Origin of the sequence: Mesorhizobium sp. M1169 (assembly GCF_040318345.1) — a bacterium.
GTDB lineage: Bacteria > Pseudomonadota > Alphaproteobacteria > Rhizobiales > Rhizobiaceae > Mesorhizobium.
The window spans coordinates 26,884-50,833 of sequence record NZ_JAMYME010000016.1 but is presented as its reverse complement, the minus strand read 5'-3'; the positions used below and the strand labels follow the sequence as shown (position 1 = coordinate 50,833).

The 23,950-nt window shown below is 63.7% G+C and carries 20 protein-coding genes; 9 read left to right on the top strand and 11 right to left on the bottom strand.

Annotated elements, in window-relative coordinates; translation table 11 throughout:
• Positions 1-64: 64 nt before the first annotated feature.
• Positions 65-352 (bottom strand): DUF3175 domain-containing protein, encoded by a 288-nt coding sequence (locus NKH41_RS17555; RefSeq protein WP_352473504.1) that lies wholly within the window; start codon positions 350-352, stop codon positions 65-67.
• A 174-nt stretch (positions 353-526) separates the two neighbouring features.
• Between NKH41_RS17555 and NKH41_RS17550 the strand changes: the two genes are divergently transcribed.
• From NKH41_RS17550 to NKH41_RS17520, 7 genes are all read left to right on the top strand, one after another.
• Complete coding sequence (locus tag NKH41_RS17550) at positions 527-1,759, top strand: MFS transporter (RefSeq protein WP_352771339.1); 1,233 nt, start codon at positions 527-529, stop codon at positions 1,757-1,759.
• Between the two features lie 173 nt (positions 1,760-1,932).
• Entirely contained in the window at positions 1,933-2,961 is a 1,029-nt protein-coding gene (gene gntR / locus NKH41_RS17545; RefSeq protein ID WP_352771337.1) for an HTH-type transcriptional regulator GntR, read from the top strand.
• Between the two features lie 296 nt (positions 2,962-3,257).
• Entirely contained in the window at positions 3,258-4,382 is a 1,125-nt protein-coding gene (locus NKH41_RS17540) for a sugar ABC transporter substrate-binding protein (protein ID WP_352453282.1), read from the top strand.
• Positions 4,383-4,462: 80 nt separating this feature from the next.
• On the top strand, positions 4,463-6,004 hold the full coding sequence (locus NKH41_RS17535; protein ID WP_352456244.1) for a sugar ABC transporter ATP-binding protein: 1,542 nt from the start codon (positions 4,463-4,465) through the stop codon (positions 6,002-6,004).
• Complete coding sequence (locus NKH41_RS17530) at positions 6,001-6,981, top strand: ABC transporter permease (RefSeq protein WP_352465245.1); 981 nt, start codon at positions 6,001-6,003, stop codon at positions 6,979-6,981. Before NKH41_RS17535 ends, NKH41_RS17530 begins: the two co-directional genes overlap by 4 nt.
• Positions 6,978-7,964, top strand: a complete 987-nt coding sequence (locus NKH41_RS17525) for an ABC transporter permease (protein ID WP_352465244.1) — start codon at positions 6,978-6,980, stop codon at positions 7,962-7,964. Before NKH41_RS17530 ends, NKH41_RS17525 begins: the two co-directional genes overlap by 4 nt.
• A 5-nt stretch (positions 7,965-7,969) precedes the next feature.
• Complete coding sequence (locus NKH41_RS17520) at positions 7,970-8,515, top strand: gluconokinase (protein WP_352771335.1); 546 nt, start codon at positions 7,970-7,972, stop codon at positions 8,513-8,515.
• Here the strand turns inward: NKH41_RS17520 and NKH41_RS17515 are convergent.
• Together NKH41_RS17515 and NKH41_RS17510 are read right to left on the bottom strand one after the other, a co-directional pair.
• Complete coding sequence (locus NKH41_RS17515; protein ID WP_006202816.1) at positions 8,512-8,961, bottom strand: RrF2 family transcriptional regulator; 450 nt, start codon at positions 8,959-8,961, stop codon at positions 8,512-8,514. The two genes, NKH41_RS17520 and NKH41_RS17515, sit on opposite strands and share 4 nt — an antisense overlap.
• A 247-nt stretch (positions 8,962-9,208) precedes the next feature.
• Entirely contained in the window at positions 9,209-10,195 is a 987-nt protein-coding gene (locus NKH41_RS17510) for a sulfate ABC transporter substrate-binding protein (protein WP_352473511.1), read from the bottom strand.
• Between the two features lie 284 nt (positions 10,196-10,479).
• Between NKH41_RS17510 and NKH41_RS17505 the strand changes: the two genes are divergently transcribed.
• Together NKH41_RS17505 and NKH41_RS17500 are read left to right on the top strand one after the other, a co-directional pair.
• Positions 10,480-10,752, top strand: a complete 273-nt coding sequence (locus tag NKH41_RS17505) for an antitoxin (protein ID WP_352473543.1) — start codon at positions 10,480-10,482, stop codon at positions 10,750-10,752.
• Positions 10,752-11,150, top strand: a complete 399-nt coding sequence (locus NKH41_RS17500; protein ID WP_352771334.1) for a type II toxin-antitoxin system VapC family toxin — start codon at positions 10,752-10,754, stop codon at positions 11,148-11,150. The genes NKH41_RS17505 and NKH41_RS17500 overlap by 1 nt, the downstream gene beginning before the upstream one ends.
• A gap of 14 nt (positions 11,151-11,164) precedes the next feature.
• On the opposite strand, the gene NKH41_RS17495 is transcribed toward NKH41_RS17500, so the two are convergent.
• The 8 genes from NKH41_RS17495 to NKH41_RS17460 form a co-directional block, all read right to left on the bottom strand.
• Positions 11,165-12,205, bottom strand: a complete 1,041-nt coding sequence (locus NKH41_RS17495; protein ID WP_352465240.1) for a sulfate/molybdate ABC transporter ATP-binding protein — start codon at positions 12,203-12,205, stop codon at positions 11,165-11,167.
• 131 nt (positions 12,206-12,336) lie between these two features.
• On the bottom strand, positions 12,337-13,221 hold the full coding sequence (cysW, locus tag NKH41_RS17490; RefSeq protein WP_352473513.1) for a sulfate ABC transporter permease subunit CysW: 885 nt from the start codon (positions 13,219-13,221) through the stop codon (positions 12,337-12,339).
• Positions 13,214-14,065 carry a sulfate ABC transporter permease subunit CysT gene (cysT, locus tag NKH41_RS17485; RefSeq protein ID WP_352771332.1) on the bottom strand — a complete coding sequence of 284 codons (852 nt, stop codon included), beginning with the start codon at positions 14,063-14,065 and terminating at the stop codon, positions 13,214-13,216. The genes cysW and cysT overlap by 8 nt, the downstream gene beginning before the upstream one ends.
• Before the next feature lie 18 nt (positions 14,066-14,083).
• Positions 14,084-15,112, bottom strand: a complete 1,029-nt coding sequence (locus NKH41_RS17480) for a sulfate ABC transporter substrate-binding protein (RefSeq protein WP_352473515.1) — start codon at positions 15,110-15,112, stop codon at positions 14,084-14,086.
• 218 nt (positions 15,113-15,330) lie between these two features.
• Entirely contained in the window at positions 15,331-16,062 is a 732-nt protein-coding gene (locus NKH41_RS17475) for a M15 family metallopeptidase (protein WP_352771330.1), read from the bottom strand.
• Positions 16,063-16,071: 9 nt separating this feature from the next.
• Positions 16,072-18,162, bottom strand: a complete 2,091-nt coding sequence (gene pbpC / locus NKH41_RS17470; RefSeq protein WP_352771328.1) for a penicillin-binding protein 1C — start codon at positions 18,160-18,162, stop codon at positions 16,072-16,074.
• An 11-nt stretch (positions 18,163-18,173) separates the two neighbouring features.
• Positions 18,174-18,353, bottom strand: coding sequence for a hypothetical protein (locus NKH41_RS17465; protein ID WP_352769180.1), 180 nt, complete (start codon positions 18,351-18,353; stop codon positions 18,174-18,176).
• Between the two features lie 10 nt (positions 18,354-18,363).
• Entirely contained in the window at positions 18,364-23,838 is a 5,475-nt protein-coding gene (locus NKH41_RS17460) for an alpha-2-macroglobulin family protein (protein ID WP_352933173.1), read from the bottom strand.
• Positions 23,839-23,950 lie beyond the last annotated feature (112 nt).

Below are 23,950 nucleotides of genomic sequence, written 5' to 3'. Positions count from 1 at the left end.
AAGAGGCCCTGTCACTAGGTCCAGTTCAGCCGAATTTGGCAGAACCAATTAATGGAGACCGACCCTAATCTTCCTTTGGGCGGCCAAAAAGGGCGCGCAGCTCGTCTTTGGCGTCCTCCAGCACTTTCTTCTGCGCCGCCGGCAGGTTCTTGCCGGCGCGGTTGATGTAGAAATTCAGCATCGACATGGCGGATTGAAACGGCCCTGCCTTGCGTCGGTCGCTGTGCTCGGCCGATCGCTTCAAAGAGGCGGCGATCTTCTTGGGATCGTGGGATTCGAAGATGTGTTCCTCGAGGTCCAGCGCGTCGCTGTGCCCGGTGACGTCGGCGGACCATTTCCGTTGCGCGGTCATGGCAAACTCCTTCCACTAGGTCGTTGCCGGAAAACGCCTTATGGCGCACCCCTGTTCCACTTCGGCCCGAATCCCTGGAGCCACGGATTTGCCTGTCGTGGCGCTGCTCGGCGATGCGAATGCGCCGATAGTGGTCAGAACCGCCGATTCAAGAACTGCGGACAGGAAACGCTCTTGACCCCAATCGTCTCAAGCCAGGCAGGAAGTTCAGGCATCGACAGTGCCTATGCCTGGATACGGCTCGGCATCTCGATGCTGCTGGCAACCATAGGCGGGGTCGGCATGTGGGCGGTGGTCGTGGTGCTGCCTGCCGTGCAGGCAGAATTCGGCGTCGATCGCGCCGCTGCCTCGATGCCCTACACCGCGACCATGGTCGGCTTTGCCGCCGGCAATGTGCTGTTCGGCCGCGCCATCGACCGCATGGGGTATTGGATCCCGGCGCTGATTGCTGCGATTACACTTGGCGCCGGCTTCCTGCTGGCGTCGCTGACCAGTTCGATCCTGCAGTTCACCCTCGTCCAGGGCCTGTTGATCGGCGTTGGCTCGTCGGCGATCTTCGGGCCGTTGATCGCCGACATCTCGCACTGGTTCAACCGGCGCCGCGGCGTCGCGGTGACGGCTGCGGCATCCGGCAACTATCTCGCCGGAGCGATCTGGCCGACGGCGATGCCCTATGTCATGCAGGCGCAAGGCTGGCGCTTCACCTATGCCGCGATCGGCGTCGTCTGCCTGGTCACCATGGTGCCCTTGATCCTGCTGCTCCGGCGCGGCGCACCGCCCCAGGCGGCTCCGGGATCGCCGGGCAGCCGCGTGGTCCAGCCGATCTCCCTGTCGCCGGCGGCCTTGCAGGCGCTGCTCATCGTGGCCGGGCTCGGCTGCTGCGTGGCGATGTCGATGCCGCAAGTCCATATCGTCGCCTATTGCATGGATCTCGGCTACGGCGTGGCGCATGGCGCCGATATGCTGTCGATCATGCTGGCGGCGGGCGTCGTCAGCCGGCTTGGCTCGGGTTTCCTTGCCGATCGCATCGGCGGTGTGAAAACCCTGCTGATCGGCTCGGTGCTGCAATGCCTGTCGCTGTTGTTCTATATCCCGTTCGACGGGCTTGCCTCGCTTTATGTCGTCTCGCTGGTTTTCGGCCTGTCCCAAGGCGGCATCGTGCCCTGTTATGCGATCATCGTGCGCGAATATATGCCAGCCAAGGAAGCTGGCCAGCGCGTCGGCATCGTCATGATGGCGACCATCTTCGGCATGGCGATCGGCGGCTGGATGTCGGGCTGGATCTACGACCTGACCGGCTCCTATGCCGCCGCGTTCCTCAACGGCATTGCCTGGAACCTGCTGAATATTTTGGCCATGGTGCTGCTGCTGTGGAAGGCCCGGCGCAGCGCTGCTGTGGCGGCCTGAAGCACAGCGGTACGGATACAGTCTCTCCGGCCGTCGCTTGACAACAGCCGAAGGCTGCGCGACGCCAGACAAGGTGTGGCAACGGGCCAGTTTGGCATGGCAGCAGTTTCAAAAACGCTGAACATCGTTTCACGGTCGCGTGTGGGCGGTTGCCCGGCGTCCGGACGAGTACGGTGATCAAGCCGCGCTCACGCCGCGGCGGCGGCCGCCCGACCATCGCCGACGTCGCCCGCAAGGCCGGCGTCGGCGCCATTACCGTATCGCGCGCATTGCGTGAGCCGGGGCGTGTCTCGGAAGATCTGCGCCGCCAGATCGAGTCGGCCGTGAACGAGCTCGGCTATGTGCCCGACCCGAATGCGCGGGCGCTGGCTTCGGCGCGCGCCGAGGTCTTTGGCGTTCTGGTGCCGTCGCTTACCAACAACGTCTTTGCCGAAGTGGTGCGCGGCATCTACGACAGCCTGTCGGACGGCCCTTTCCGGATCCAGCTTGGCAACACCCACTATTCCGGCCTCGAGGAAGAGCGGCTGCTGCAGGTGTTTGGCCCGCAACGCCCGGCGGCGCTGATCGTGGCCGGCATCGACCAGACGCCGGCCTCGCGAAAACTGCTGGAAACGGCGGGCTGTCCGGTGGTGCAGGTGATGGAGACCGGGCCCGATCCGGTCGACATGATGGTTGGTTTCTCACATTTCGAGGGCGGCAGGGCGGCTGCGGAACATCTGATCGAGGCAGGCTATCGCCGGATAGGCTTCATCGGCGCGCGCATGGATCCGCGTTCGCAGCGGCGCTTGGCCGGCTATCGCGCGGCGATGGAGGCGGCCGGCCTGTTCGATCCGAGGCTCACCACCACGACGCCGGTGCCCTCCAGCGTCACCCTCGGTCGCGAATTGTTCCGCGACGCGCTGGCCAAGGTGCCGAGCCTCGATGGGGTGTTCTGCAACAATGACGATATCGCCCTCGGGGTGCTGTTCGAATGCCATCGCGCTTCGATCGCCGTGCCGAAGACGATCGGCATCGTCGGCTTCAACGATCTCGACATGATGGAGGTGGCGTTTCCGTCGGTCACCAGCGTTCGGACCTATCGTTACGAGATCGGCCGGCGGGCGGTCGCCATGGCGCTTGCGGCGATCGAGGGCAACAGGCCGGAACAGCGGGTCGTCGACCTCGGCTTCGAACTCAAGCGGCGTGAAAGCACGGCGCGCTGAAGCGCGCTTCAACGCAATGGCGCTTTACACTACGTCATGGTAGCGCTACCAGTTATCGCCGGGCGGTACTTCGCTCAGAAGATGGGGGGCTGTTTATTATACATAAGCGACAGCTCATGCTTGTTTATTATGCATAATATGATAGTTTTTGCGGGACTAGCCGGGCAGCAAAGGAGGGGATCGGGTCGGCATTCGGCCACCTGAACGCGCGACGGGCACGGCGGGAGGTGCCGGGCCGGAAACGCGCAAATTCATCGGCGTAACAATAAACAAAACTGCAACTGGGAGGAATATCGATGATCAAGTCACTCGTTGGCGGTATCGTTGCCGCCACTGCTTTCGTCATGCTGAGCTCGTCGGCGATCGCCGATCCTGAAATCGTCAAGGGGCCATCGGCCGAGCCTGACTGCTTCGCGCCCTGGTCGGCCGATACGCAGTTCTTCAAGTTCCCCAAGAAAGATGGCCCGTACCGCATCGCTCTGGCCAACGGCTATATCGCCAACACATGGCGCATCCAGATGGTGCAGACGGCGAAGGCCTATGCAGCGCAGCCGGCGGTCGCGGCCAAGCTCAAGGAATTCAAAGTGGTCTCGACCGGCGAGGACGTGCCGGCGCAGATTTCGGCAATCAATAATTTCATCGATTCCGGCTATGACGCGATTGTCGTCAACGCCCAGAACCCGACCGCGTTCGGCCCGGTCATCAAGCGGGCCAAGGAAGCCGGTGTGGTGCTGGTCGCTTTCGACAACATCCTCGACACCAAGGATGCCATCAACGTCAATGTCGACCAGAAGGGCCTTGGCGAATTGTGGGCCAACTGGCTGGTCAAGCACGTGCCGAACGGCGGCAAGGTGCTGGAAGTGCGCGGCGTCGCCGGCACGTCCGTCGACACCGATCGCCACAACGGCATCCACGAGGTTCTCGACGCTTCCGGCAAGAAATGGGACGTCACCGAGGTCGTCGGCAAGTGGGATGACGGCGTTGCGCAAAAGGCTACGGCCGATGCCATTGCCACCAACGGCCCCTTCGACGGCATTACCGGACAGGGCGGCGATACCGGCATCGTGCAGGCGATGATCGATGCCAAGCATCCGTTCGTGCCGTTCGGCGGCGAGACGGAGAACGGCTTCCGCAAATTCTGCGCCAAGTTCGCCGCTGACGGCCTGAAATGCTCGTCGGCCGGTACCGGCCCGGCGCAGGTCGCGGTTGCCATCAAGACGGCGATTGCAGCACTTGAAGGCCAGGTCGTGCCGCAAGCGGTCAAGCTGCCGCTGGCGATCGTCGAGGATCCGAACTTCAAGGCAGGCCAGGACTACTTCCCCGACCAATCCGACAATTTCTTCGTCGGCAATTCCTTCCCGACCTGCGGCATCAATTTCACGGCGCAGGAAATCATGGGCCAGAGCAAGGAAAACCAGTAAACTCCGACAGCCCGACGCCGCGGGAGATCCCGCGGCGTCGGCGCTCGACATCCTGATTGCCAAGCGCCTGGGGAGGGCCGATGGACGGTGCGGTTCCGCTCTTCCGCATGGAAGGCATATCCAAGCGCTATGGCGGCGTGCGGGCGCTGGAGAAGGCCGAACTGTCGGTCACTCCAGGCAGCATCCACGCCATTCTCGGCGAGAACGGCGCCGGCAAATCGACGCTGATCAAGGTCATGGCGGGGGTTGTTGCGCCCGACGAGGGCCGCATGATGCTGGACGGAAGCGAAGTTACCTTCGCTTCGCCGGCCGCCGCCAACCAGGCCGGCATCGTCTGCATCTTCCAGGAGCTGTCGCTCGTCCCCGAACTCAGCGTTGCCGACAACATCGTCATTTCCGATCCGCCGAAGCGTTTCGGCATGATCGACCGCAAGGCGCAGCGCCGCATCGCCGAAGAAGCCCTTGCTCGCGCCGGCGCTTCCGATATCCATCCGCTGGCGCTGGTCAAGGATCTTCCTCTTTCAAGAAGGCAGATGGTCGAGATCGCCAAGGCACTGGCGCGCAAGCCACGCATCCTGATCCTGGACGAGGCGACCTCGGCGCTGACCGCGGCTGACGTCGCCAGGGTTTTTGCCGTGTTGAAGCGGCTGCGTTCGGAAGGGCTGGCGCTGCTCTATATATCGCACCGCATGAACGAGATCGCCGAGCTGGCCGACCAGTGCACGGTGTTCCGCAATGGCCGCAATGTCGCCAGCTACGCGGCCGGTACAAAAAGCGACAACGAGGTCGTCGAGCTGATGATCGGGCGCGAATACAGCCACATCTTTCCGCCCAAGCCCGCGCGGGCGGCTGCCGCAGCCACGCCGGTTCTCGAGGCGCGCAGCCTGTCCTGGACGGATCGGCTGCACGATGTCTCGCTATCGGTCGGGGCGGGCGAGGTGGTCGGGCTTGGCGGCCTCGACGGCCAGGGCCAGCGCGAATTGCTGCTCGCCTTCTTCGGTGTGCTGCGTGGCCTGTCGGGCCAGATCCTGATCGACGGCAGGCCGGTGGCGATCGCCAGCCCGGCCGCGGCGCGCGATGACCGGATCGGCATGGCGCTGATCCCGGAGGACCGCAAGACCGAGGGGCTGATGCTGCCGATGACGGTGCGCGAAAACCTCTCATTCGCTGCCCTCGACCGGCTGTCCAGGGCCGGCATCATCGATCGCGCCGCCGAGCAGCGGCTGATCGACGATATGGTGGGTCTCCTGGCGATCAAGACCGCCGGCCTCGACATTCCGGTCGGCGCGCTATCCGGTGGCAACCAGCAGAAGGTCGTCATCGCCAAATGGCTGATGCGGCAGCCGCGCATCATCCTGCTCAACGATCCGACGCGCGGCATCGATGTCGGCACCAAGCAGGAGCTTTACCAGTTGATGCGCAAGCTTGCCGACCAGGGTGCGGCGATCCTCTTCTATTCGACCGACTATGACGAGCTGATCGGCTGCTGCGACCGCGTGCTGGTGCTCTATGACGGCGCGGTCAAGCGCGAACTGGTCGGCGCCGAAATCACCGAGCGGGCGCTGATCGCCAGCGCGCTCAACATTCACGAAGAGATGCCAAAGCAAGGAGCGGACGCGTGAAGGATTGGCGCTACTGGCTTGCCGAACAGCGCGGAACGCTACTGGCGTTCGGCATCTTCGTCGTCATGTTCGTCATCTACACCTCGAACCATCCGGCGGGCTTCACCGCCAACGTCGTGCAGACGGCCTCGAACAAGGGCGTGCTGCTCGCCTTCGTCGCCATGGCGCAAACGCTGGTGGTGATCACCGCCGGCATCGATCTCTCGGTCGGGATGATCTTCACCCTGACCAACTGCCTGGCGTCGTGGCTGGTCGTCGGCACCGGCATCGAGACCGCCGTCGGCGTCATCGCCGTGCTCGGCACCGGGCTGCTGTGCGGGGCAATCAACGGCGCCATCGTCATCTATGGACGCCTGCAGCCGATCGTCGCCACTATCGCCACCGGTGCGGTCTATTTCGGCATTGCGCTGCTGCTTCGGCCGTTTCCGGGCGGCTCGGTCAATGAGGGGCTCGCCGATGCGCTGACCGGGCGCCTGTTTGGTATTGTGCCGGCGAGCCTGGTGGCGCTGCTGGCGGTCGTGCTTGTCGTCTGGGTGCCGTTCAGCCGGTCGGTGCTCGGCCGCGCCGCCTATGCGGCCGGCTCCTCGGAGATGGCGGCCTACATGTCCGGCGTGCCGATCCGGCGTGGAAAGTTCGCCGCCTATGCGCTTGCCGGTCTGCTTGCCGCGATCGGCGGGCTGTTCCTGACGTTCTTCACCTATACCGGTGATGCGGCCTATGCCAGCGGCAACGCCTATACGCTGTTTTCGATTGCCGCGGTCGTGCTTGGCGGCGTGTCGCTGTTCGGCGGCAAGGGCAGCGCCATCGGCGCGATCTTCGGCGCGCTTGCCTTCCGCACCATCGGCGACCTGCTGTTCGTCTTCGATTTCGATCCGCTCTGGCAGCCCCTGTTCCAGGGCGTCATTCTGCTGATCGCGGTCAGCCTCGGCGCCTTCGCCCTGTTTCGGGTCCGCAACCGGCTGGAGTGGTTCCTGTGAGCGAAACGACTGTGAGTGGTCTCGCCGGCCGCATGCCGAAATTCCTCCGCCGCGCCGACCCGGCGGTGCTGACGGCGTTCGCCTGTATCGTGCTGCTGCTGTTCCTCGGCAGCCTCTATTCGCGCAGCTTCCTGTCGCCTGAATACCTTTTGCAGCAGCTCAAGGTGGCGTCGTTTCTCGGCGTCATCGCGACCGGCATGATGCTGGTCATCCTGCTCGGCCAGATCGACCTGTCGGTGCCCTGGTCGGTGGCGGCCGGCGCGATGATGGCCTGTGCCGCGGCCGCATACGGCCCGGTCGGCGTGGCGCTTGCCATTCCGTTCGGCATCTTCTGCGGTGTTCTGATCGGCATCGTCAACGGCATCGGCGTCGCCTATCTGCGCATTCCCTCGATGATCATCACGCTTGCCACCAACGCCGTCGCGCAGGGGCTGATGGTGGTCTACACGGGCGGTTTCTCGCCGCAGGATTCGGCGACCGGTGCGATGCGCTATCTGGCGACCGGCTTTGCCGTTCCTGCCGTGCCCAACGCCGTCCTCATCTGGGCGCTGATCGGCGCCGCAATGGTGTTCGTGCTGACCCGCACCGGCTTCGGCCGCACCGTCTATGGCATCGGCAATCGCGAGCGCGCAGCCTATCTTTCCGGCATCGATACAAGGCGCGTGGTGATGATCGCCTTTGCGGTTTCGGGCGGGCTCTCCGCCTTCGGCGGCGTGCTGTTGGCCGGCTATGCCTCCAAGGCGGCACAGTCGATGGGCGACGCCTATCTGCTGCCGTCGATCGCCGCGGTGGTGCTCGGCGGCACGTCGATCCTCGGTGGGCGCGGCTCCTATCTCGGCACAGTCGCCGGGGTAATCCTGATCACGCTTCTGCAGTCCATTCTCTCTGTCATGCAGATGCCGGAGGCGGGACGGCAGATCATCTACGGCGTCGTCATCGTCGCCATGCTGCTGCTCTATGGCCGCGCGCCGGCAAGCCGCTGACCTGCATGACCGGTAAAGACGTGGCATATAAGCCGGCGAGCACTGTTCGAACGGTACCCGCCATCGTGGTGATGGGCGTTGCCGGCTGCGGCAAGTCGGTTGTCAGCGAAGCGCTTGCAGCGGCATTGGGCGCCGTCTTTATCGAAGGCGACAGGCTGCATCCGCCCGAAAACGTCGCGCGCATGGCGAGCGGCCAGCCGCTCACCGACGCGCTGCGCGAAGGCTGGCTCGACGCGATCGGCCAGCGGATGGCCGCGTCGGTCGCAAGCCGGCAAGGTGTAGTCGCCGCCTGCTCGGCGCTGAAGCGCAGCTACCGCGATCGCCTGCGCGGCTTTTGCCCGGATATCGTTTTCGTTTACCTGGAGATCGACCCGGCAACAGCAAAACAGCGCGTCGGCAATCGCAAGGGTCATTTCATGCCGGCAAGCCTGGTCGACAGCCAGTTCGCCACGCTCGAGGCGCCAGCGGCGGACGAGGCGGCAATGGCCCTGGATGGCACGCGTCCGGTCGCCGACACCGTCGCGACTGCCTTGAGCCTGCTCGCGCGCTAGATTTGCGACGTCAGTTCGACTGGGAAATCGTCATTGTCGGCGTCGCGCATGGCCGCGAGGCTGCGGTTGTCCAGCACCTCGGCGATCGCCTGCCGGACCTCCAGCATCATGTGCCGAACCTGGCAGGTCGCCTCGTCGCAATCCTCGCAGCGCTGGTATTGGGTGCGGCTGGCGCAAGGGATCGGCGCCAGCGGCCCGTCGAGGACACGCACGACATGGCCGATCTTGATCTCGGAAGCCGGCCGGGCAAGGCGGTAACCGCCTTCCTTGCCCTTGCGGCTCTGGACGAAGCCGGCGTTACGCAACTCGCCCAGGATGGCATCCAGGAATTTCTTGGGGATGTTATTGGCGACCGCAATGTCGTTGACGAATGCGAGCTGGCCGACCGGCAGGCCCGACAGATGCACGAGGGCCTTGAGGCCGTATTTGCCTTTTTTGGTAAGCATGCCCCGAGTCAACCCATGAAGCCCCAACCACCTGCGTCTGGCGGCTGTTTGTGTGCAAATCATGACGGTTTGATCACGCGAAGCCGTTCGCGAAAACAAGCCGTCCGTTCTCACGGTAGGCACAAACGCGTTGATTCTTTGTAACGTTTTGGACGGAATGCGCCTGGAAAGTGCCAGAAATCACCTTTCGCAGCGCGAAAGCAAAGAAGCCGGCAAAGCCGGCTTCTGTCAAAGTTGGAATTTCGCCTCAGCGGCTGCCATAAGTCTGGTCGAGCAGGCCGCCCGCTGCAAAGTGCTCGGCCTGGACCTTGGCCCAGCCGCCGAAGACCTCCTCCACCGTCAGCAGGCGGACATCGGGAAACTCAGCCTTATATTTGGCAGCGACCGCCGCGTCCCGGGCCCGCAGGCCGTTGCGGGCGGCGATGTCCTGGCCCTCGGGTGTATAGAGGAAGTCGAGATAGGTCTTGGCGAGATCGCGCGTGCCATGCTCGTCTGCAACCGTGTCGACGATCGCCACCGGAAATTCCGCCAACAGGCTGACCGAAGGCGTTACCTGCTCGAACTTGTCCTCGCCATACTCCTTGCGGACGCCGCGCGTTTCCGACTCGAAGGTGATGAGTACGTCGCCGATTTCGCGCTGCACGAAAGTGGTGGTCGCGGCGCGCCCGCCGCTGTCGAACACCGGCACGTTGTTGAACAGCTTTGTCACGAACTCCTTCACCTTGGCATCGTCGCCCTTGAAGGCTTCCTTGGCGTAGGCGGTGGCCGCGAGATAGGTGTAGCGCGCATTGCCCGATGTTTTCGGATTAGGGAAGATCACCTGGACGTCGTCGCGCACGAGATCGTTCCAATCCTTGATGTGCTTCGGATTGCCGGCGCGCACCAGGAAGGAGGGCAGCGAATAGAAAGGCGAGGCGTTGTCCGGAAAGTCCTTCTGCCAGTCGGCGGAGATGAGGCCCTTCTTGACCAGGAAGTCGATGTCGATGACCTGGTTGAACGTGACCACGTCGGCGCCGAGGCCTTCGGCGATGGCGCGTGCTTGTGCCGAGGTTCCGGCATGCGACTGATCGATGGTGACGCCGGGGTGGCCGGCGACGAACGCCTTGTTGACCTGCGCAAACAGTTCGCGCCCGACATCATAGGAAGCATTGAGCAATTTGTCGGCCGACCAGGCTTGGGAGGATGCGAGGAAGAGGCCGGCCAACGTGGCGATGCCAAGCAAAAATCGCTTCATGAAAACAGGCTCCAATGCCATGAGCTTAATGCCGGACCATAGCGGCAAGGCATCGTGCGCGACGAGGCACGCAGAGCGGCCGCTCCACGTTGTCGATAGAAGAAATATTCCCGCTGTGGGCGATTTCTGGTTTTTTCTTTCAAGCAGAGTCTCAGGACAGCTTGGCAGCGGCGCCGATGCCGTCGGCGTGCACGATGGTTCCCGGCCGGCCAACGCGGTGCAAGGCGATTGCATCGCCGCCCTGTCTGGCATATACAAATAGTATATACAAGGGAGCTGTTGTCATGTCTCAACACCGCCATTCAACAACCCCGCCGAAGGAGGCGAAGCTGTTTCGTAACAATCGCAGCCAGGCGGTGCGCATTCCCGTCGAGTTCGAACTTCCCGGCGAAAAGGTCTTGATCAGCCGTGAAGGCGACCGCCTGATCATCGAGCCGGTCCGCAAACCTGGCCTCACCGCACTGCTCGCGCAATGGGCGAAAGAGCCGCCGCCCGGTGCCGAAGAAGACTTTCCCGAAGTCGAGGATATGCCTGTCAAATCCGAGGAATTTTTTTGATGCGGTTCATGCTGGACACGAACATTGTCAGCGACATGATCCGAAATCCGGCCGGGAAAGCCGCAAGCGCTGTCCTGCGCGTGGGAGACGCCGCCGTGTGTACCAGCATCGTCGTCGCGTCGGAACTGCGATATGGCTGCGTCAAGAAAAGATCAGCCAAGTTGCACAAGAAGGTCGAGGAATTGCTGGCTGAGATTCCCGTCTTGCCGCTCGATGTGCCCGTGGATGCCGAGTACGGCGCGATTCGCGCAGAACTGGAAGGCAGGGGCCAGACCATCGGCCAAAATGACCTTTTTATTGCTGCCCACGCCCGTGCGCTTGGAACTACCCTGGTGACCGCCAACACCGGGGAGTTCAACCGGATCAAAGGCCTGAAGGTCGAGAACTGGCTGGTGTAGCGCCTGATAGAGGATCAAGCAGCCGGAAAAAGCTTCCAGCGCCGCGGCCTGAAAGCCACGCGACTTTTCTGCGCCGCCGGATGATCGACGGGCAATTCGATCTCGACCCGCTGACGTTCGCCGCCGATTTCGAGCTCGACCCGCCTGGTGCCGGCGACGCGGCGGCTGGCGGCGACCGTGCCGGCGATGCAGCCGTTGCATTCTTCCACCAGATCGACGTCGTGCGGGCGAAAGAACAGCGTCGCTTCGCCTTGCGGTGCGTGCGGCGCGGAAAGCCCGATCGGCCGGTCGGCGATCCAGACCTGACCGTCCTCGACCTTGACCGGAAGCGAACTCGATTCGCCGATGAAGCCGTAGACGAAGGGAGAGTTCGGCGTGTCGTAGATCTCGTCGGCGGTGCCGACCTGCTCGATGCGGCCCTGGCTCATCACCACGACACGGTCGGCAAGCTCCAGTGCCTCTTCCTGGTCATGGGTGACGAAGACCGTGGTGTGACCGGTGGCGTCGTGGATGTCGCGCAGCCAGCGGCGCAGTTCGCGGCGCACCTGCGCATCGAGCGCGCCGAACGGCTCGTCGAGCAGAAGCACGGCCGGTTCGATCGCCATGGCGCGGGCCAGCGCCACGCGCTGGCGCTGGCCGCCCGAAAGCTGTGCCGGATAGCGTTTTTCCAGACCGGAAAGCTGAACGAGGTTGAGGAGTTCCGAGGCGCGGCGTCGGATTTCCTTCGCCGACGGGCGTGACGGCCCGTGCCGGACCTTGAGTCCGAAGCCGATATTGTCGGCGACCGTCATATGGCGAAACAGCGCGTAGTGCTGGAAGACGAAGCCGACATTGCGCTCCTGAATCGACTTTTGGGAGGCATCCTCTTCGCCGAAGAAGATCTTTCCGCGGGTCGGCCGCTCCAATCCGGCAATCAGCCTGAGCAGCGTCGTCTTGCCGGAACCGGACGGTCCCAGCAGGGCGATCAGTTCTCCCGACTTGATGTCGAGCGAAACGTCGTGGAGGGCCGGAAACCGCTCAAACTCCTTGCGCACGTTGGCAACGCGAACTTCCATGCAAATCCCTTTTGTAGTTGATGCATGCCGTTATCCCAAAACCGGTTCCCACTTTTGGGCGACATCAAATCTTTGTTTTATGCATGTCGTTGTCCAAAAACTGCTACACACTTTTGGGCGACATGCATTTGTCAGTGTCCGCGCGTCGCGGCGATCTCGGCGCCGTAGCGCATCTCGAGAAGTGTTTTCAAGACCAGCGTGACGAGCGCCAGGCCGGCAAGCAGCGAAGCGACGGCAAAGGCGGCGGCGGCATTGTACTCGTTGTAAAGGATTTCGACATGCAGCGGCATGGTGTTGGTCAGCCCGCGTATGTGGCCCGACACGACCGAGACGGCGCCGAACTCACCCATCGCGCGGGCATTGCACAACAGCACGCCGTAGAGCAATCCCCATTTGACGTTGGGCAACGTCACGTACCAGAACGCCTGCCAGCCATTGGCTCCAAGCGACAGGGCAGCCTCCTCGTCGCCATTGCCCTGTTCCTGCATCAGCGGGATCAATTCGCGGGCGACGAAGGGGAAGGTGACGAAGACGGTGGCCAGCACGATGCCCGGCACGGCAAACAGGATGACGATGCCATGTGCTTTCAGCCAGGCGCCGAGCAGGCCTTGCGCGCCGAACAAGAGCACGTAGACAAGCCCCGAAATGACCGGCGAGACGGAAAAGGGCAGGTCGATGAGTGTGGTCAGGAACGCCTTGCCCTTGAACTCGAACTTGGCGATCGCCCAGGCGGCGGAAATGCCGAAGACGATGTTGAGCGGCACCGAGATCGCCGCGACCAGAAGCGTCAGGCGGATCGCTGAGCGCGTATCCGGTTCGCCTAGCGCCTGTGTGTAGGCCTCGATGCCCTTGGCGAAAGCTTCCTTGAAGACGATGATCAGCGGCAAGAGCAGGAAGATGGCAAGGAACGCAAACGTTACCGCCATCAGCACGGCTTGCGCAGGGCGGCTTTCGGTTACCGCCGCCGAGCGGCTTTCGTGGTGCGGCGCGTAGGATTTGATCTCCGGGTCAGCCATAGCGCTTGCGGCTCCAGGTCTGCACCAGGTTGATGACCAGCAGCATCACGAAGGACAGCGCCAGCATGATCGCCGCGATCGCGGTCGCCGCGGCATAATTATATTCCTCGAGCCGGATGACGATCAGAAGCGGTGCGATCTCGGATTTGTAGGGCAGGTTGCCGGCGATGAAGATAACCGAGCCGTACTCGCCGACGCCGCGCGCGAAGGCCAGCGCGAAACCGGTGACGATGGCCGGTGCCAGTCCGGGAAGCAGAACACGGCTGATGATCTGGAAGCGATTGGCGCCGAGCGTGGCGGCCACTTCCTCTACCTCTTTGTCGATTTCCTCCATGATCGGCTGCACAGTGCGCACGACGAAGGGCAGCCCGATGAAGATCAGCGCGATGACGATGCCGAGCGGCGTATACGCGACCTTGATGCCGAGCGGCGTCAGCAGGCTTCCGATCCAGCCATTCGGTGCGTAAAGCGTGGTCAAAGCGATGCCGGCAACCGCCGTCGGCAGCGCGAAGGGCAGGTCGACCATGGCATCGGCGATGCGGCGGCCTGGAAAGCTGTAGCGCACTAGCACCCACGCGACGATCGTGCCGAAGACGACGTTGACGGCGGCGGCAATGAAGGCGGTGCCGAAGCTGATTTCAAGCGCGTTGATGGTGCGGCGGTCGGTGACGATCGCCCAGAAGTCGGTCCAGCCGAGCGCCGCCGAGCGCCAGATCAGCCCGGACAGGGGAATGAGGATGATGAGGGTGAGGTAGGCAAGCGAGAAGCCGAGCGTCAATCCGAAACCCGGAATGACGCTCGGCTGCCTGAATCGCCACCCCGCCTTGGCGGGTGCTGTGGTCATGTCGTCCTGATCTAAATGCTACTGGGCCGGCTTGTAGATCTGGTCGAATATACCACCATCGCCGAAATGATAAGGCTGTGCTTTCTTCCAGCCGCCAAAAAGCGGGTCGTCGATGGTGACCAGCTTGATCTCAGGCAGCTTGGCCAAGTCCTCCGCCGGCACCAGTTCGGGCTTCGAAGGGCGATAATGGTTTTTGGCGATGAGCGTCTGGCCTTCCTTGGAATAGAGGTAGCTCAGATAGGCTTCGGCAACTTTGCGCGTGCCTTTGGCGTCGACATTGGCGTCGACCACGGCGACCGGCGGCTCGGCCAGGATCGAGGTCGGCGGGTAGACGATATCGAAATTGTCGGCGCCGAACTCGTCGAGCGCGAGATAGGCCTCGTTTTCCCAGGCGAGCAGCACGTCGCCCAGTCCTTTTTGCGCGAAGGTCACGGTGGCGCCGCGCGCACCGGTGTCGAGAACCGGGACATGCGCATAGAGATTGCCGACGAATTCCTTGGTCTTGGCCTCGTCGCCGCCATCCTTGGCGCTGGCATAGGCCCAGGCGGCAAGATAGTTCCAGCGCGCGCCGCCGGAGGTTTTCGGATTGGGCGTGATCACCTGGACATCGTCCTTGACCAGATCGCCCCAATCATGAATGCCCTTGGGGTTTCCCTTGCGGACGAGGAAGATGATCGTCGAGGTGTAGGGCGCCGAATTGTTTTCGAATTTCGTCCGCCAGTCGGGATTGATCTTCTTCGTTTTCGAGACAATGGCGTTGATGTCGCCTTCGAGCGCCAGCGTCACCACGTCGGCGTCGAGCCCGTCGATCACGGCGCGCGCCTGGGCGCCGGATCCGCCATGCGACTGCTGGACGGTGACGGTCTCGCCTGTCTCGGCCTTCCAGTGGGCGACAAAGGCCTCATCGAATTGCTTGTAGAGCTCACGCGTCGGATCATAGGACACGTTGAGAATGGTGGTGTCGGCAAACGCGAAACCGAGCGTGCCGAACTGGACAGATGTGGCGACCAGTGCGCCGAGCAGTTTCCTGAAATGAGGTTTGGTCATTTCCGCCTCCGTTGAACTCGCGCCAATCTACCGAATTGATAGAATTTAGATGCATTCAATGTTGCCTTTTTTGGCCTATTGAAGCAATTTTTCGCCCAGTTTCGGCGATGCGAGAAACTATTTTCCCCGCATGGACCATGATTGCGATCCCGACGCGATTATCTAGAGACGGCTAGCTCTTCGGCAATGGCTGCGTCGCGCCCGAAGGTTGCGGCCGGCTATTCGGCGGTAACGGGAAATTTGAAGCGCTCTTTTGGAAACGGCTCGTTCTCCAGCGTGAAGTGCCACCATTCGCGGGCGTAATTCTTGAAGCCGCGGGCACGCATCGCCTCGACAAGTCTTTTGCGGTTAGCCGCCGCTTCACTGGCTATCGGTCGGTGAGCCGTTTCGCTCGCTGGATCGAAACAGTCGAAACCCGTGCCGAAATCGAGCGTGTCGGCATCGGTCGCGCCGCAGGCCGGTTTCGGAGCGCTCTTGCGGTCGGCTCGCGCGATCGCGACATCGACCGTCGATCCGCGCGAATGGGTGGACAGTTCGCCGATATAGCCCTTGGCGATGAGATCCTTGCGCTTGACCTTTGGGTACCATTGCGCGTCCGGTGGCCCACTCGTTTTTGTCCAGTCACCCATGTCGGAGACAGCCCGCGCAGGGCGATAGCAGTCGAACACGACCAGCGTCAGTCCTTCGGCGGCAATCGCTTTCTGCACTGCCGAAAGCGCTTGCGCCGCTTGCCTGGTGAGGATGCATACCGGCGCATCGTAGCCGCTTACCTTGCGATGAAGGAAATTCTCGAGGCCGGCATAGCGGATATCCTGCCGGATATTGGGATCGATGTCGGCTAGCCGAACAAAGCCGGCGGGGAGGGTGTCAGCAAAGGCCGAGGAAATACCGGCGCCCGAAAGCAAGACGTAAAACCCAATCCCCTGAATCACCTGCCGGAAATTATTCAAGGGAAACTTTCACTCGACGAAAACCTTCACACTGGCCGCGCGTCCCGCCGCGTCGATCACGGTCAGGGTCGAATAGCCGGCGCCGTCCGGCTGCCAGGTCGCGGTGCGCCGCCGGTCGATGCCGACCAGCGGCTTGCCGTTGGCCAGCCAGCGGAATGGTGCGCGGCCGCCTTGCAGCTTGAGCACCAGCGGCGAGGCGTCGGCCGAGGAAGTGCCGAGATCGACGCGAGCGCCGTCGGGCGGAAAGATGATGGTTGGCGCAGGTTCGGTCGGCGTCGCCTGCACCAGCCCATCGGTGCCGGCGCCGAAGCGCGTCAGCGTCACCGGCAGTTCCTCGCGTTTCGGACGCCGGACGCCGGACGGCTGGCTCGGCAGTGGTACGGCGGCCAGGCCGGAACGGACAAAGCCTTCGAACAGGATGGGCGCAGCCGAGACATAGCCGGACAGGCCGGGCACCGCACCGGCGTCGGGGCGGCCGACCCAGACGCCGAGCACGTAGCGGCCGTCGAAGCCGACCGACCAGGCGTCGCGATAGCCGTAGGAGGTGCCGGTCTTGTAGGCGATGCCGCGTTGAGCGGCACCCTGGGGAGGCTTGACGCCTGACAGGATGTCGGTGATCTGCCAGGTCGCCTGCCCGTCGAGGATTGTGGCGGTCGAGCGTTCGGCATTCGCCGGCTCGGTGCCGTCATGCAGCGTGTGTGCCTTGCCGCCATTGGCAAGGCCGGCATAGAGTTGGACCAGGTCGCGCAGGGTCACCCCGACGCCGCCGAGGCCGATCGCCAGGCCGGGCGCTTCGTTGACGGGCAGGATAGGGGTCACATCGGCCTGGCGAAAGCGTGCCATCAGCCGGGCCGGGCCGACCGCGTCGAGCACGCGGATCGCCGGCACGTTGAGCGACAATTGCAGCGCCTGCCTGATGCTGACATCGCCTAGATAGCCCATGTCGAAGTTCTTCGGCCGATACCCTGAGAAATCGGCTGGGCTGTCCTCGATCAGCATCTCCTGCGCCACCAGGCCTTGTTCGAAGGCGAGGCCGTAGATGAACGGCTTCAGCGTCGAGCCAGGCGAGCGAACGACCTTGGTCATGTCGATCCAGCCCGAACGGCTGGCATCGAAGAAATCGGCAGAGCCGACCTCACCAAGAATATCGCCGGTACGGGCATCGGCCAGTACCATGGCCACCGAGAGGCGAGGGCCGAGCCTGGCGGCCGCATCCTTGGCCACCTGCTCCAGCCCTTCCTGGACACTCTTGCGGATCGTCAGTTGCAGCTTCTGGCCGGGAATGGCCTTGGACAGCATCGTATAGGCCGCATGGGCAGCGAGCGCCGGCAAGGTCCGCCGCAGCCCCGACACATCGTCGAGCGCGGCACGCGCGGCCTCACGTTCGCCGAGCAGGCCTGCCGAGACCATGCGGGTCAGCACGCGGTCGCGGGCGGCATGGGCGACGTCGAGGTTGCGGTCAGGGCGCCGCTTTTCCGGCAATTGCGGCAAAGCGACGAGCAGGGCCGCCTCCGAGACCGTCAGCCGTTTCGGCTCCTTGCCGAAATAGGCAAGCGAAGCGGCGCGCACACCTTCGAGATTGCCGCCATAGGGCGCCAGCGTCAGATAGCGTTCGAGGATCTCGCGCTTGGAAAGCCGCCGTTCGATCTGGAGGGCGCGCAGCACCTGCTTGATCTTCGAGCCGAGGCTGCGGCTGTCGCGCGGTTCGATCAGCCGGGCGAGTTGCATCGGCAGCGTCGAACCACCGGAGACGATATGGCCGCTGGTCGCGAACTGGCCGGCGGCACGCGCAAGTGCCAGCACGTCGACGCCTTGATGATCCCAGAAACGCTTGTCCTCATAGGTGACCAGCATGTCGACGAACTGCTTGTCGACCTGGTCCAGGCTGGTAGCGAGCCGCCAGTAGCCATCCGGCGTAGCGAAGGCGCGCAGCAGCTGGCCGTCTCGGTCCTGCACCTCGGTCGAGACCGTCAAAGCAGCCGGCAGCGGCGGCGGAAATGCGCGGTCGAGCTGCCAGAGGGCGACGGCGGTGATTGCCGCGAGACCGGCCAAGGAAATGCCCGTGATGGCCGCTCGGCGCAGGAATTTTCTGGAGAGCATGGCGCCGCCCCTCATCCGCCTGCCGGCACCTTCTCCCCGTTTAGTGACGGGGAGAAGCGGGCTGTCGCGACCCTTGGCGCCTTTTCTGCGACGTTAAAGTTCGGCGAAAACTTCGGCGCATGGCTCTTTCTCCCCGTCTCTATACGGGGAGAAATGCCCGGCAGGGCAATGAGGGGCAGCGCCACCGCCATATTCCTATCCTTACGGCGCCTTGACCTCCATCATGCCGGTGGCGGTGCGGGCCGAATATTGCGGCCGGTACATGTCCTCGATCGTTGCCGCCGGGTGGGCATAGGTGCCCGGCGTCACCGCGCGCACGACGTAGGCGAGCGTGATGTTGCGGTCGCCGTCGTTGGGATTGAAAGCCGCGACGAAACGGTCGTCGCGGAATTCGAGATGAGCGGCATCGGTCTGCGCCAGCCAGGAGAAGTTCGTCAATTGGGCGCTGGAGACCAGGCCCGGATTGTCGATCTCGAAGCCGGCCGGCAACAGGTCGGTGATCAGCAGTCGCGAAGGCCAGGTGTTCTGCTCGTAAACCTTGAGCACGACGACATAGCGTTCGTTCTGCTTGACCTCCGTCACGTTGGCCTCTGTGCCGTCTAGCTTGTAGTAGGTACGGCTGATGGTAAAGCCGTTGCCGCCGGCCGGCAGAGGCTGGATCGGCGAGGCCACGGTGGTGACGACCGCCTGCAGCGGATTTCTGCCGGTGTTGACGATGGTCAGCGGACTGTCGGCCAGGTCGCCACCAGCGATCTGGTCCGAATAGCCGCCGGCATGCGGTGCGCCGTTGACGGTCAGCGCGATCGAATCATTGCCGGCCTTCAGCGCGCGGGCCGCCAGCAGCATCCAGGACTCGTCCTGTGTGCTGGTCCACCTGGCGTCGGCGCGTTCCCTGGTCACTAGTTGGATCAGCGCCGGCACGATGGTCGGCACCGGCTTGCTTTCCGCGGCAAGCGCCAGGATCGCCGCGCCGTCGCGCAGCGGCGAGCCATAGTCGGACCGGTAATAGTCATATTCGGGCGTCGACTTGGCCAGTTGCAGCGCGGCCTGGAAGGTTGCCTCCGAGCGCTGGGTGTCACCGTAGAGCGCGAGAGACGCCGCCAACTGGGCGACGGCCATCGGGCTGGTAAAGGCTTCGAGCTGGGTGTCGGCATAATAACGCAGATCGCCGACCGAGGCCTTCTTGTTGCGGGCAAGCACATAGAGCGCATAGGCGATCTCGCTGCCGCGATCCTGGACGTCCTGATCGTAGCCGATCGCGTTCTGCAGATTGCTCAGCGCCTGGTTCATCGCCAAAGCCGGCACGTCGTATTTCTGCTCGCGCGCCCGGGTCAGGAAATCGGTGACATAGGCGTCGAGCCACAGATCGCCGGAACCCGGACCCCACAGGCCGAAGCTGCCGGCCGATGCCTGGTAGCTCAGCACCTTGTAGATAGCGTCCTGGACGCGGCCATGCAGATCGGGGTCGCTGGCCATGCCGATGCCGGAAGCCATCTCGTTGACGTAGAGAAGCGGCATGGCGCGGCTGGTGGTCTGTTCGGCGCAACCATAGGGATAGCGGTCGAGCGTCATCAGCAGCGACGGTACATCGAAGGCAGCCGCCTGCGAAACGCCGACGCTGACCGAAGCGCCATCGAGCAGGCTTGCCGCCAGCAGTTCCTTGTCGACGCGAAGCGCGCCGCCATTGCCCTTGAGGTCGACGACCATGCGGGTGGTCACCGGCAGTTGCGCTGGGCGCACCGGCACATAGAGCGTCTGCTCGACAGCGGTGCCGTCGGCATGCGCAAGCTTGATGGTGATCGAGGCGTTGCCCGCGGTCCGCGCAATCAACGGCACGGTCAGCGTCTGCCGCTTGCCTTTGGCCAGCGTCAGCTTTTCAGGCAAGGCGGCACTGCCGGTAGACAGGTCGCCCGTCGTGTCGATGGTCAGCTTGTAGTCGCCAGCAGGGCCGTCGGTGTCGGCGACATCGAGCCGCATGACGGCGGAATCGCCGGGCGCCAGGAATCGCGGCAGGCCGGCGGTGATCACCACCGGATCGCGAACGATGACGTCGGACTGGGCATGGCCGACTGCTTCCTTTGTCCAGGCGACGGCCATGACGCGCACGGTGCCGTTGAACTGCGGTATGTCGAAGTCGATCCGCGCCTTGCCGTCGGAGTCGAGCTGGACCGGGCCGGAGAAGAAGGCGACCAGCTTTTCGGTCGGCGGACTGCCTTGCGATTGCATGTTGGCGCCGTCGCCGCCGGTGCGCAGCTTACCGGTTGTGCCCAGCGAGCCGTCGATCAGCCGGCCATAGATGTCGCGAACCTCGAGACCGAGCATGCGCTGGCCAAAGAACCAGTTCTCCGGATCCGGTACCTTGTAGTTGGTCAGGTTGAGGATGCCGACGTCGACGGCCGCGACCATGACATAGGCGTTGGTGCCGGGCTGCACGCCGGCTACGGCCACCGGGATCGACAGCTGCTGGCGCGGCATGGTCTTGTCCGGCGGCGCCAAGCTGACGGCAAGCTTCCGCGAGCCGGGATCGAGCTTCAGCCATTTGACGCCGATGGCGCGCGCCGGCATACGCGTCTCTTGCGCATCGCCCGGCCTGAACAGCGTTGCCGTGACGTAGGCGCCGGCACCCCAGTCGTCGCCGACCGGGATGTCGACGGTGCTGCCGCCGGCCGGCACGCTGGCGGTGACGGTCTTCAGGAGCTTGTCGGCGCCGATGGTGACGAGCAGCTCGCCGGCAAAGTGCGGCGACACTTTGAGCTTGGCCACTTCACCCGCCGCATAGGTATCCTTGTCGAGGGCGATCTCTAGGCCGTCGGGCGTTTCGGTGGTGGTGGAACTGACATACCAGCCGGCGTCGAACTCGTAGCTGGTGGCCGGGCCTTCCGGATCCGCTGTCTCGATCTCGAGCCGGTAGCGGCCCCAGTCGACCGGCAGCGACACCGTCGCCTCGCCATCGGCGCTCAGGTCGACCTGGCCGTTGGCCACCGCCTTGGTGAAGGTGACCGGCTCATAGTTCCAGGAGTTGCTCGAGCGGTACCACTGGTAGCTGCGCTCGACCTTGACCAGCGACCACTGCGCGCCCTTCAGCGCCTCACGCTTGCCGTCTGGGTCGACAGCGATCAGGCTGAACTTGGCCGTGCCGCCTTGCGGCACCTCGTCGTCGTCGAAATCCGGGCGGATGCCGATCATGTGGCCCTGCGGGCGGATGCCGATATTCAGCGAGCGCTCGACGGCACGGCCGCCGGTTTCACGCATCCTGACAGTGACCTTTGCATCGACCAGCTTGGTGGTGGATGGCAATTGATCGACGGAGACCGGGAAAGTCGCCTTGCCGTCCTCGCCGACCACCGGCAGGCCGGTGAAGGGCGTCACCGTCGGTTCAGCCGACTGTCCGTCGGCCAGACCGAAGGAATAGCCTTTGAAGCGGTCCCAATCGCGGGCGGTCGACAGCGTCAATTCGCCTTCGAGCGCGAGGCCCGCGGCCGGCGCGCCGTAGAGAAAGCGGCCGTCGACGGTAATGTTGGCGGTCTCGCCCTGGGCGATCTCCTGCTTGTCGGAGGACAGGTCGAACTCGATGCGGTCCGGCACGAAGTCCTCGACCAGGAACATCTGGCTGGCGACCGCCGCCTGCTTGGGATCGGTATGGATCGCCACCGTCCAGGTGCCGCGCATGGCGTTGGGTTCCAGCGGCAGGTCGACAGCGTGACCGCCGGCCGATGCGCCGTCGCTGACGATGCGGCGGTCCTCGACGCCGTCGGGCCGCGAGAAGATGAAGGTCAGCGGCAGGTTCTCGACCGCCTTGGCGGCACTGTCGCGGGCAAGGGCCGCGACATGGACATCTTCGCCGGCGCGGTAGATGCCGCGCTCGGTCCAGGCATAGACGTCGAGCGCGCCAGGTGCCGGCCGTCCGGCGACGCCACGGTCGGACAGGTCGAAGCCGGCGCGGCCCATATCGAGGAAGACGAAATCGTCGTCGCCCTGTTTGGCCATCAGCACGGCCGGGGCCATGCCGCTGTCGCCGCGCGTCAGGCCGGGATTGAACACCGCCCGCCCTTCCGCGTCGGTGGTCGCGGTGCCGAGGATTTCATTGTTCCTGGCCAGCAGCGTCAGCTCGGCGCCGGCGATCGGCTTGGCGGTTGCGAGCGAACGGGCAAAGACGTTCAGCCCATCCTGTCCGGTATAGGTCGACAGGCCGATATCGGAGACGACGAACCATTGCGTGGCGTGCGAATCATAGTCGTCGCTGCGATCGTTGACGGCTTGTGCGGTCAGCACATAGACGCCGGGCTTGCGCTTCGGCAAAGCCTCGTCGATTGGGAAGGAGGTGGTGACTTCCTTGTTGAGGTCGTTGGCGATGTCGAGCTGGCCTTGCCAGACCGGCTCGCCCATCTGTTCGGAGATGTTCGAAATGTCGTAGCCGTCAAGCTGGCGCAGGAACTGATATCCCGACAGAAGCTGGGCCAGCGAGCGGTCGCCGATGCGGAAGAGCTTCATTTGGGCGGCATTCATGTTGACGGTGACGACCGGTATACCTCGGCGTGCGCCGGCGGGCAGCACGAAGCTATCGCCGGTGAAGCGGGCCGAAGGCGCGCGGTCCTGCACGTAGATCGACAGAACCACCGGTGCCGCGGTGACCTCGCCAATGGCGGCCGGCAAGCCGGCGCGGAAGGTCACGTCATAATGTTGGCCGTGCTCGAGTCCTTCGACGCAGATCTGCTTGTCCTTGGCTTCGACGCCCTTGGGAGCGGCGTTGTCGACAGTAACGAACTGCGAGTAGTCGACGCCGGTCTTGACCAGTTCCTCGGAGAACTGCGCGCAGATGCGTGGCGCGCTGGTGTCGGCATCGACGGTATGATCGATGACGCGGAAGCCCTTGCGGGCCTTGAGATCCTGATAGGCGGCCCTGACTGCCGGCGAATTGACGAGAGCGAGGCTCGCCTCGTAGGCCTGCAGAGCCGGCCTGTAGAGATCGCGGCGATCAAGGCCGTCCCCGAGCAGCGCCAGCACGTCGGCGCGCGTCTTGGTGGTGCGCAGCAATTTGTAGGCGTTGAAGGCGGCGGAAGTGGCGTTCGCCGGCAGGGTCGACGGCTCCGAGCTGTTGGCGGTCGGATGGACGGCAAGCGTTTCGCGCGCCAGCTCGAGCCAGAGCTGGCCATCATCCGGCAGCACCGAAACCGCCGCTTCGTATTTGTGCATGGCCGAGCGATGGTCGCCCGTCAGCGCCGACCGTTCGGCGGCGGCCCTCAGCGCCGTCAGCCCCTCGGTCGGCTTGGTGTAGGTCGGGCCAGTGAGGTTGTTGCGGTATTGCTGGGCCTGGTCGGCCATCCAGTTGGGGAAGAAGGCGAGTTCGGGTGGCGCGCCGATGTCGGGATCGCCATCGATGTTGACAACCTTGCCGGCGACGGCGCCACCGAAGGGTTTCAACGAATTGTAATCGGATTTAAGGAAGCACCATTTGGCCTTGAGGTTGTAGGTGAAGGCGCGGCAGGCCGGGTCGCCGAGGCAGGTGGTCTTGCACTGGTCGAGGCTGACATTCTGGTCGGATCTGAGATCGAAACCGAAATAGTCGGAATTGTGCGATGTCACCACCCGCCGGGCTTCGGCCGCTTGCGCGACACCGCTCCAGGCAAAAAAGAGAAGGAAAAGAATCGATAGACCACGAGCCGCGCGCATTGCCATAAACCCCTCCAGACAAGTGCTTACGTCCAGAAATCTTCAAGCTTCAGTCGCGCTTGTCAACATCGGGACGCGGCAGGATCCGCCTGCCAACGGTTTGCTTTCCGGCCGGTGA

Bases quoted from the DNA above. Each gene is read 5' to 3' on its own strand.
- NKH41_RS17555 (WP_352473504.1), bottom strand. From the start codon at position 352: ATGACCGCGCAACGGAAATGGTCCGCCGACGTCACCGGGCACAGCGAC.
- NKH41_RS17540 (WP_352453282.1), top strand. From the start codon at position 3,258: ATGATCAAGTCACTCGTTGGCGGTATCGTTGCCGCCACTGCTTTCGTC.
- NKH41_RS17535 (WP_352456244.1), top strand. From the start codon at position 4,463: ATGGACGGTGCGGTTCCGCTCTTCCGCATGGAAGGCATATCCAAGCGC.
- NKH41_RS17520 (WP_352771335.1), top strand. From the start codon at position 7,970: ATGACCGGTAAAGACGTGGCATATAAGCCGGCGAGCACTGTTCGAACG.
- NKH41_RS17515 (WP_006202816.1), bottom strand. From the start codon at position 8,961: ATGCTTACCAAAAAAGGCAAATACGGCCTCAAGGCCCTCGTGCATCTG.
- NKH41_RS17510 (WP_352473511.1), bottom strand. From the start codon at position 10,195: ATGAAGCGATTTTTGCTTGGCATCGCCACGTTGGCCGGCCTCTTCCTC.
- NKH41_RS17505 (WP_352473543.1), top strand. From the start codon at position 10,480: ATGTCTCAACACCGCCATTCAACAACCCCGCCGAAGGAGGCGAAGCTG.
- NKH41_RS17500 (WP_352771334.1), top strand. From the start codon at position 10,752: ATGCGGTTCATGCTGGACACGAACATTGTCAGCGACATGATCCGAAAT.
- NKH41_RS17495 (WP_352465240.1), bottom strand. From the start codon at position 12,205: ATGGAAGTTCGCGTTGCCAACGTGCGCAAGGAGTTTGAGCGGTTTCCG.
- cysW (WP_352473513.1), bottom strand. From the start codon at position 13,221: ATGGCTGACCCGGAGATCAAATCCTACGCGCCGCACCACGAAAGCCGC.
- cysT (WP_352771332.1), bottom strand. From the start codon at position 14,065: ATGACCACAGCACCCGCCAAGGCGGGGTGGCGATTCAGGCAGCCGAGC.
- NKH41_RS17480 (WP_352473515.1), bottom strand. From the start codon at position 15,112: ATGACCAAACCTCATTTCAGGAAACTGCTCGGCGCACTGGTCGCCACA.
- pbpC (WP_352771328.1), bottom strand. From the start codon at position 18,162: ATGCTCTCCAGAAAATTCCTGCGCCGAGCGGCCATCACGGGCATTTCC.
- NKH41_RS17465 (WP_352769180.1), bottom strand. From the start codon at position 18,353: ATGGCGGTGGCGCTGCCCCTCATTGCCCTGCCGGGCATTTCTCCCCGT.
- NKH41_RS17460 (WP_352933173.1), bottom strand. From the start codon at position 23,838: ATGGCAATGCGCGCGGCTCGTGGTCTATCGATTCTTTTCCTTCTCTTT.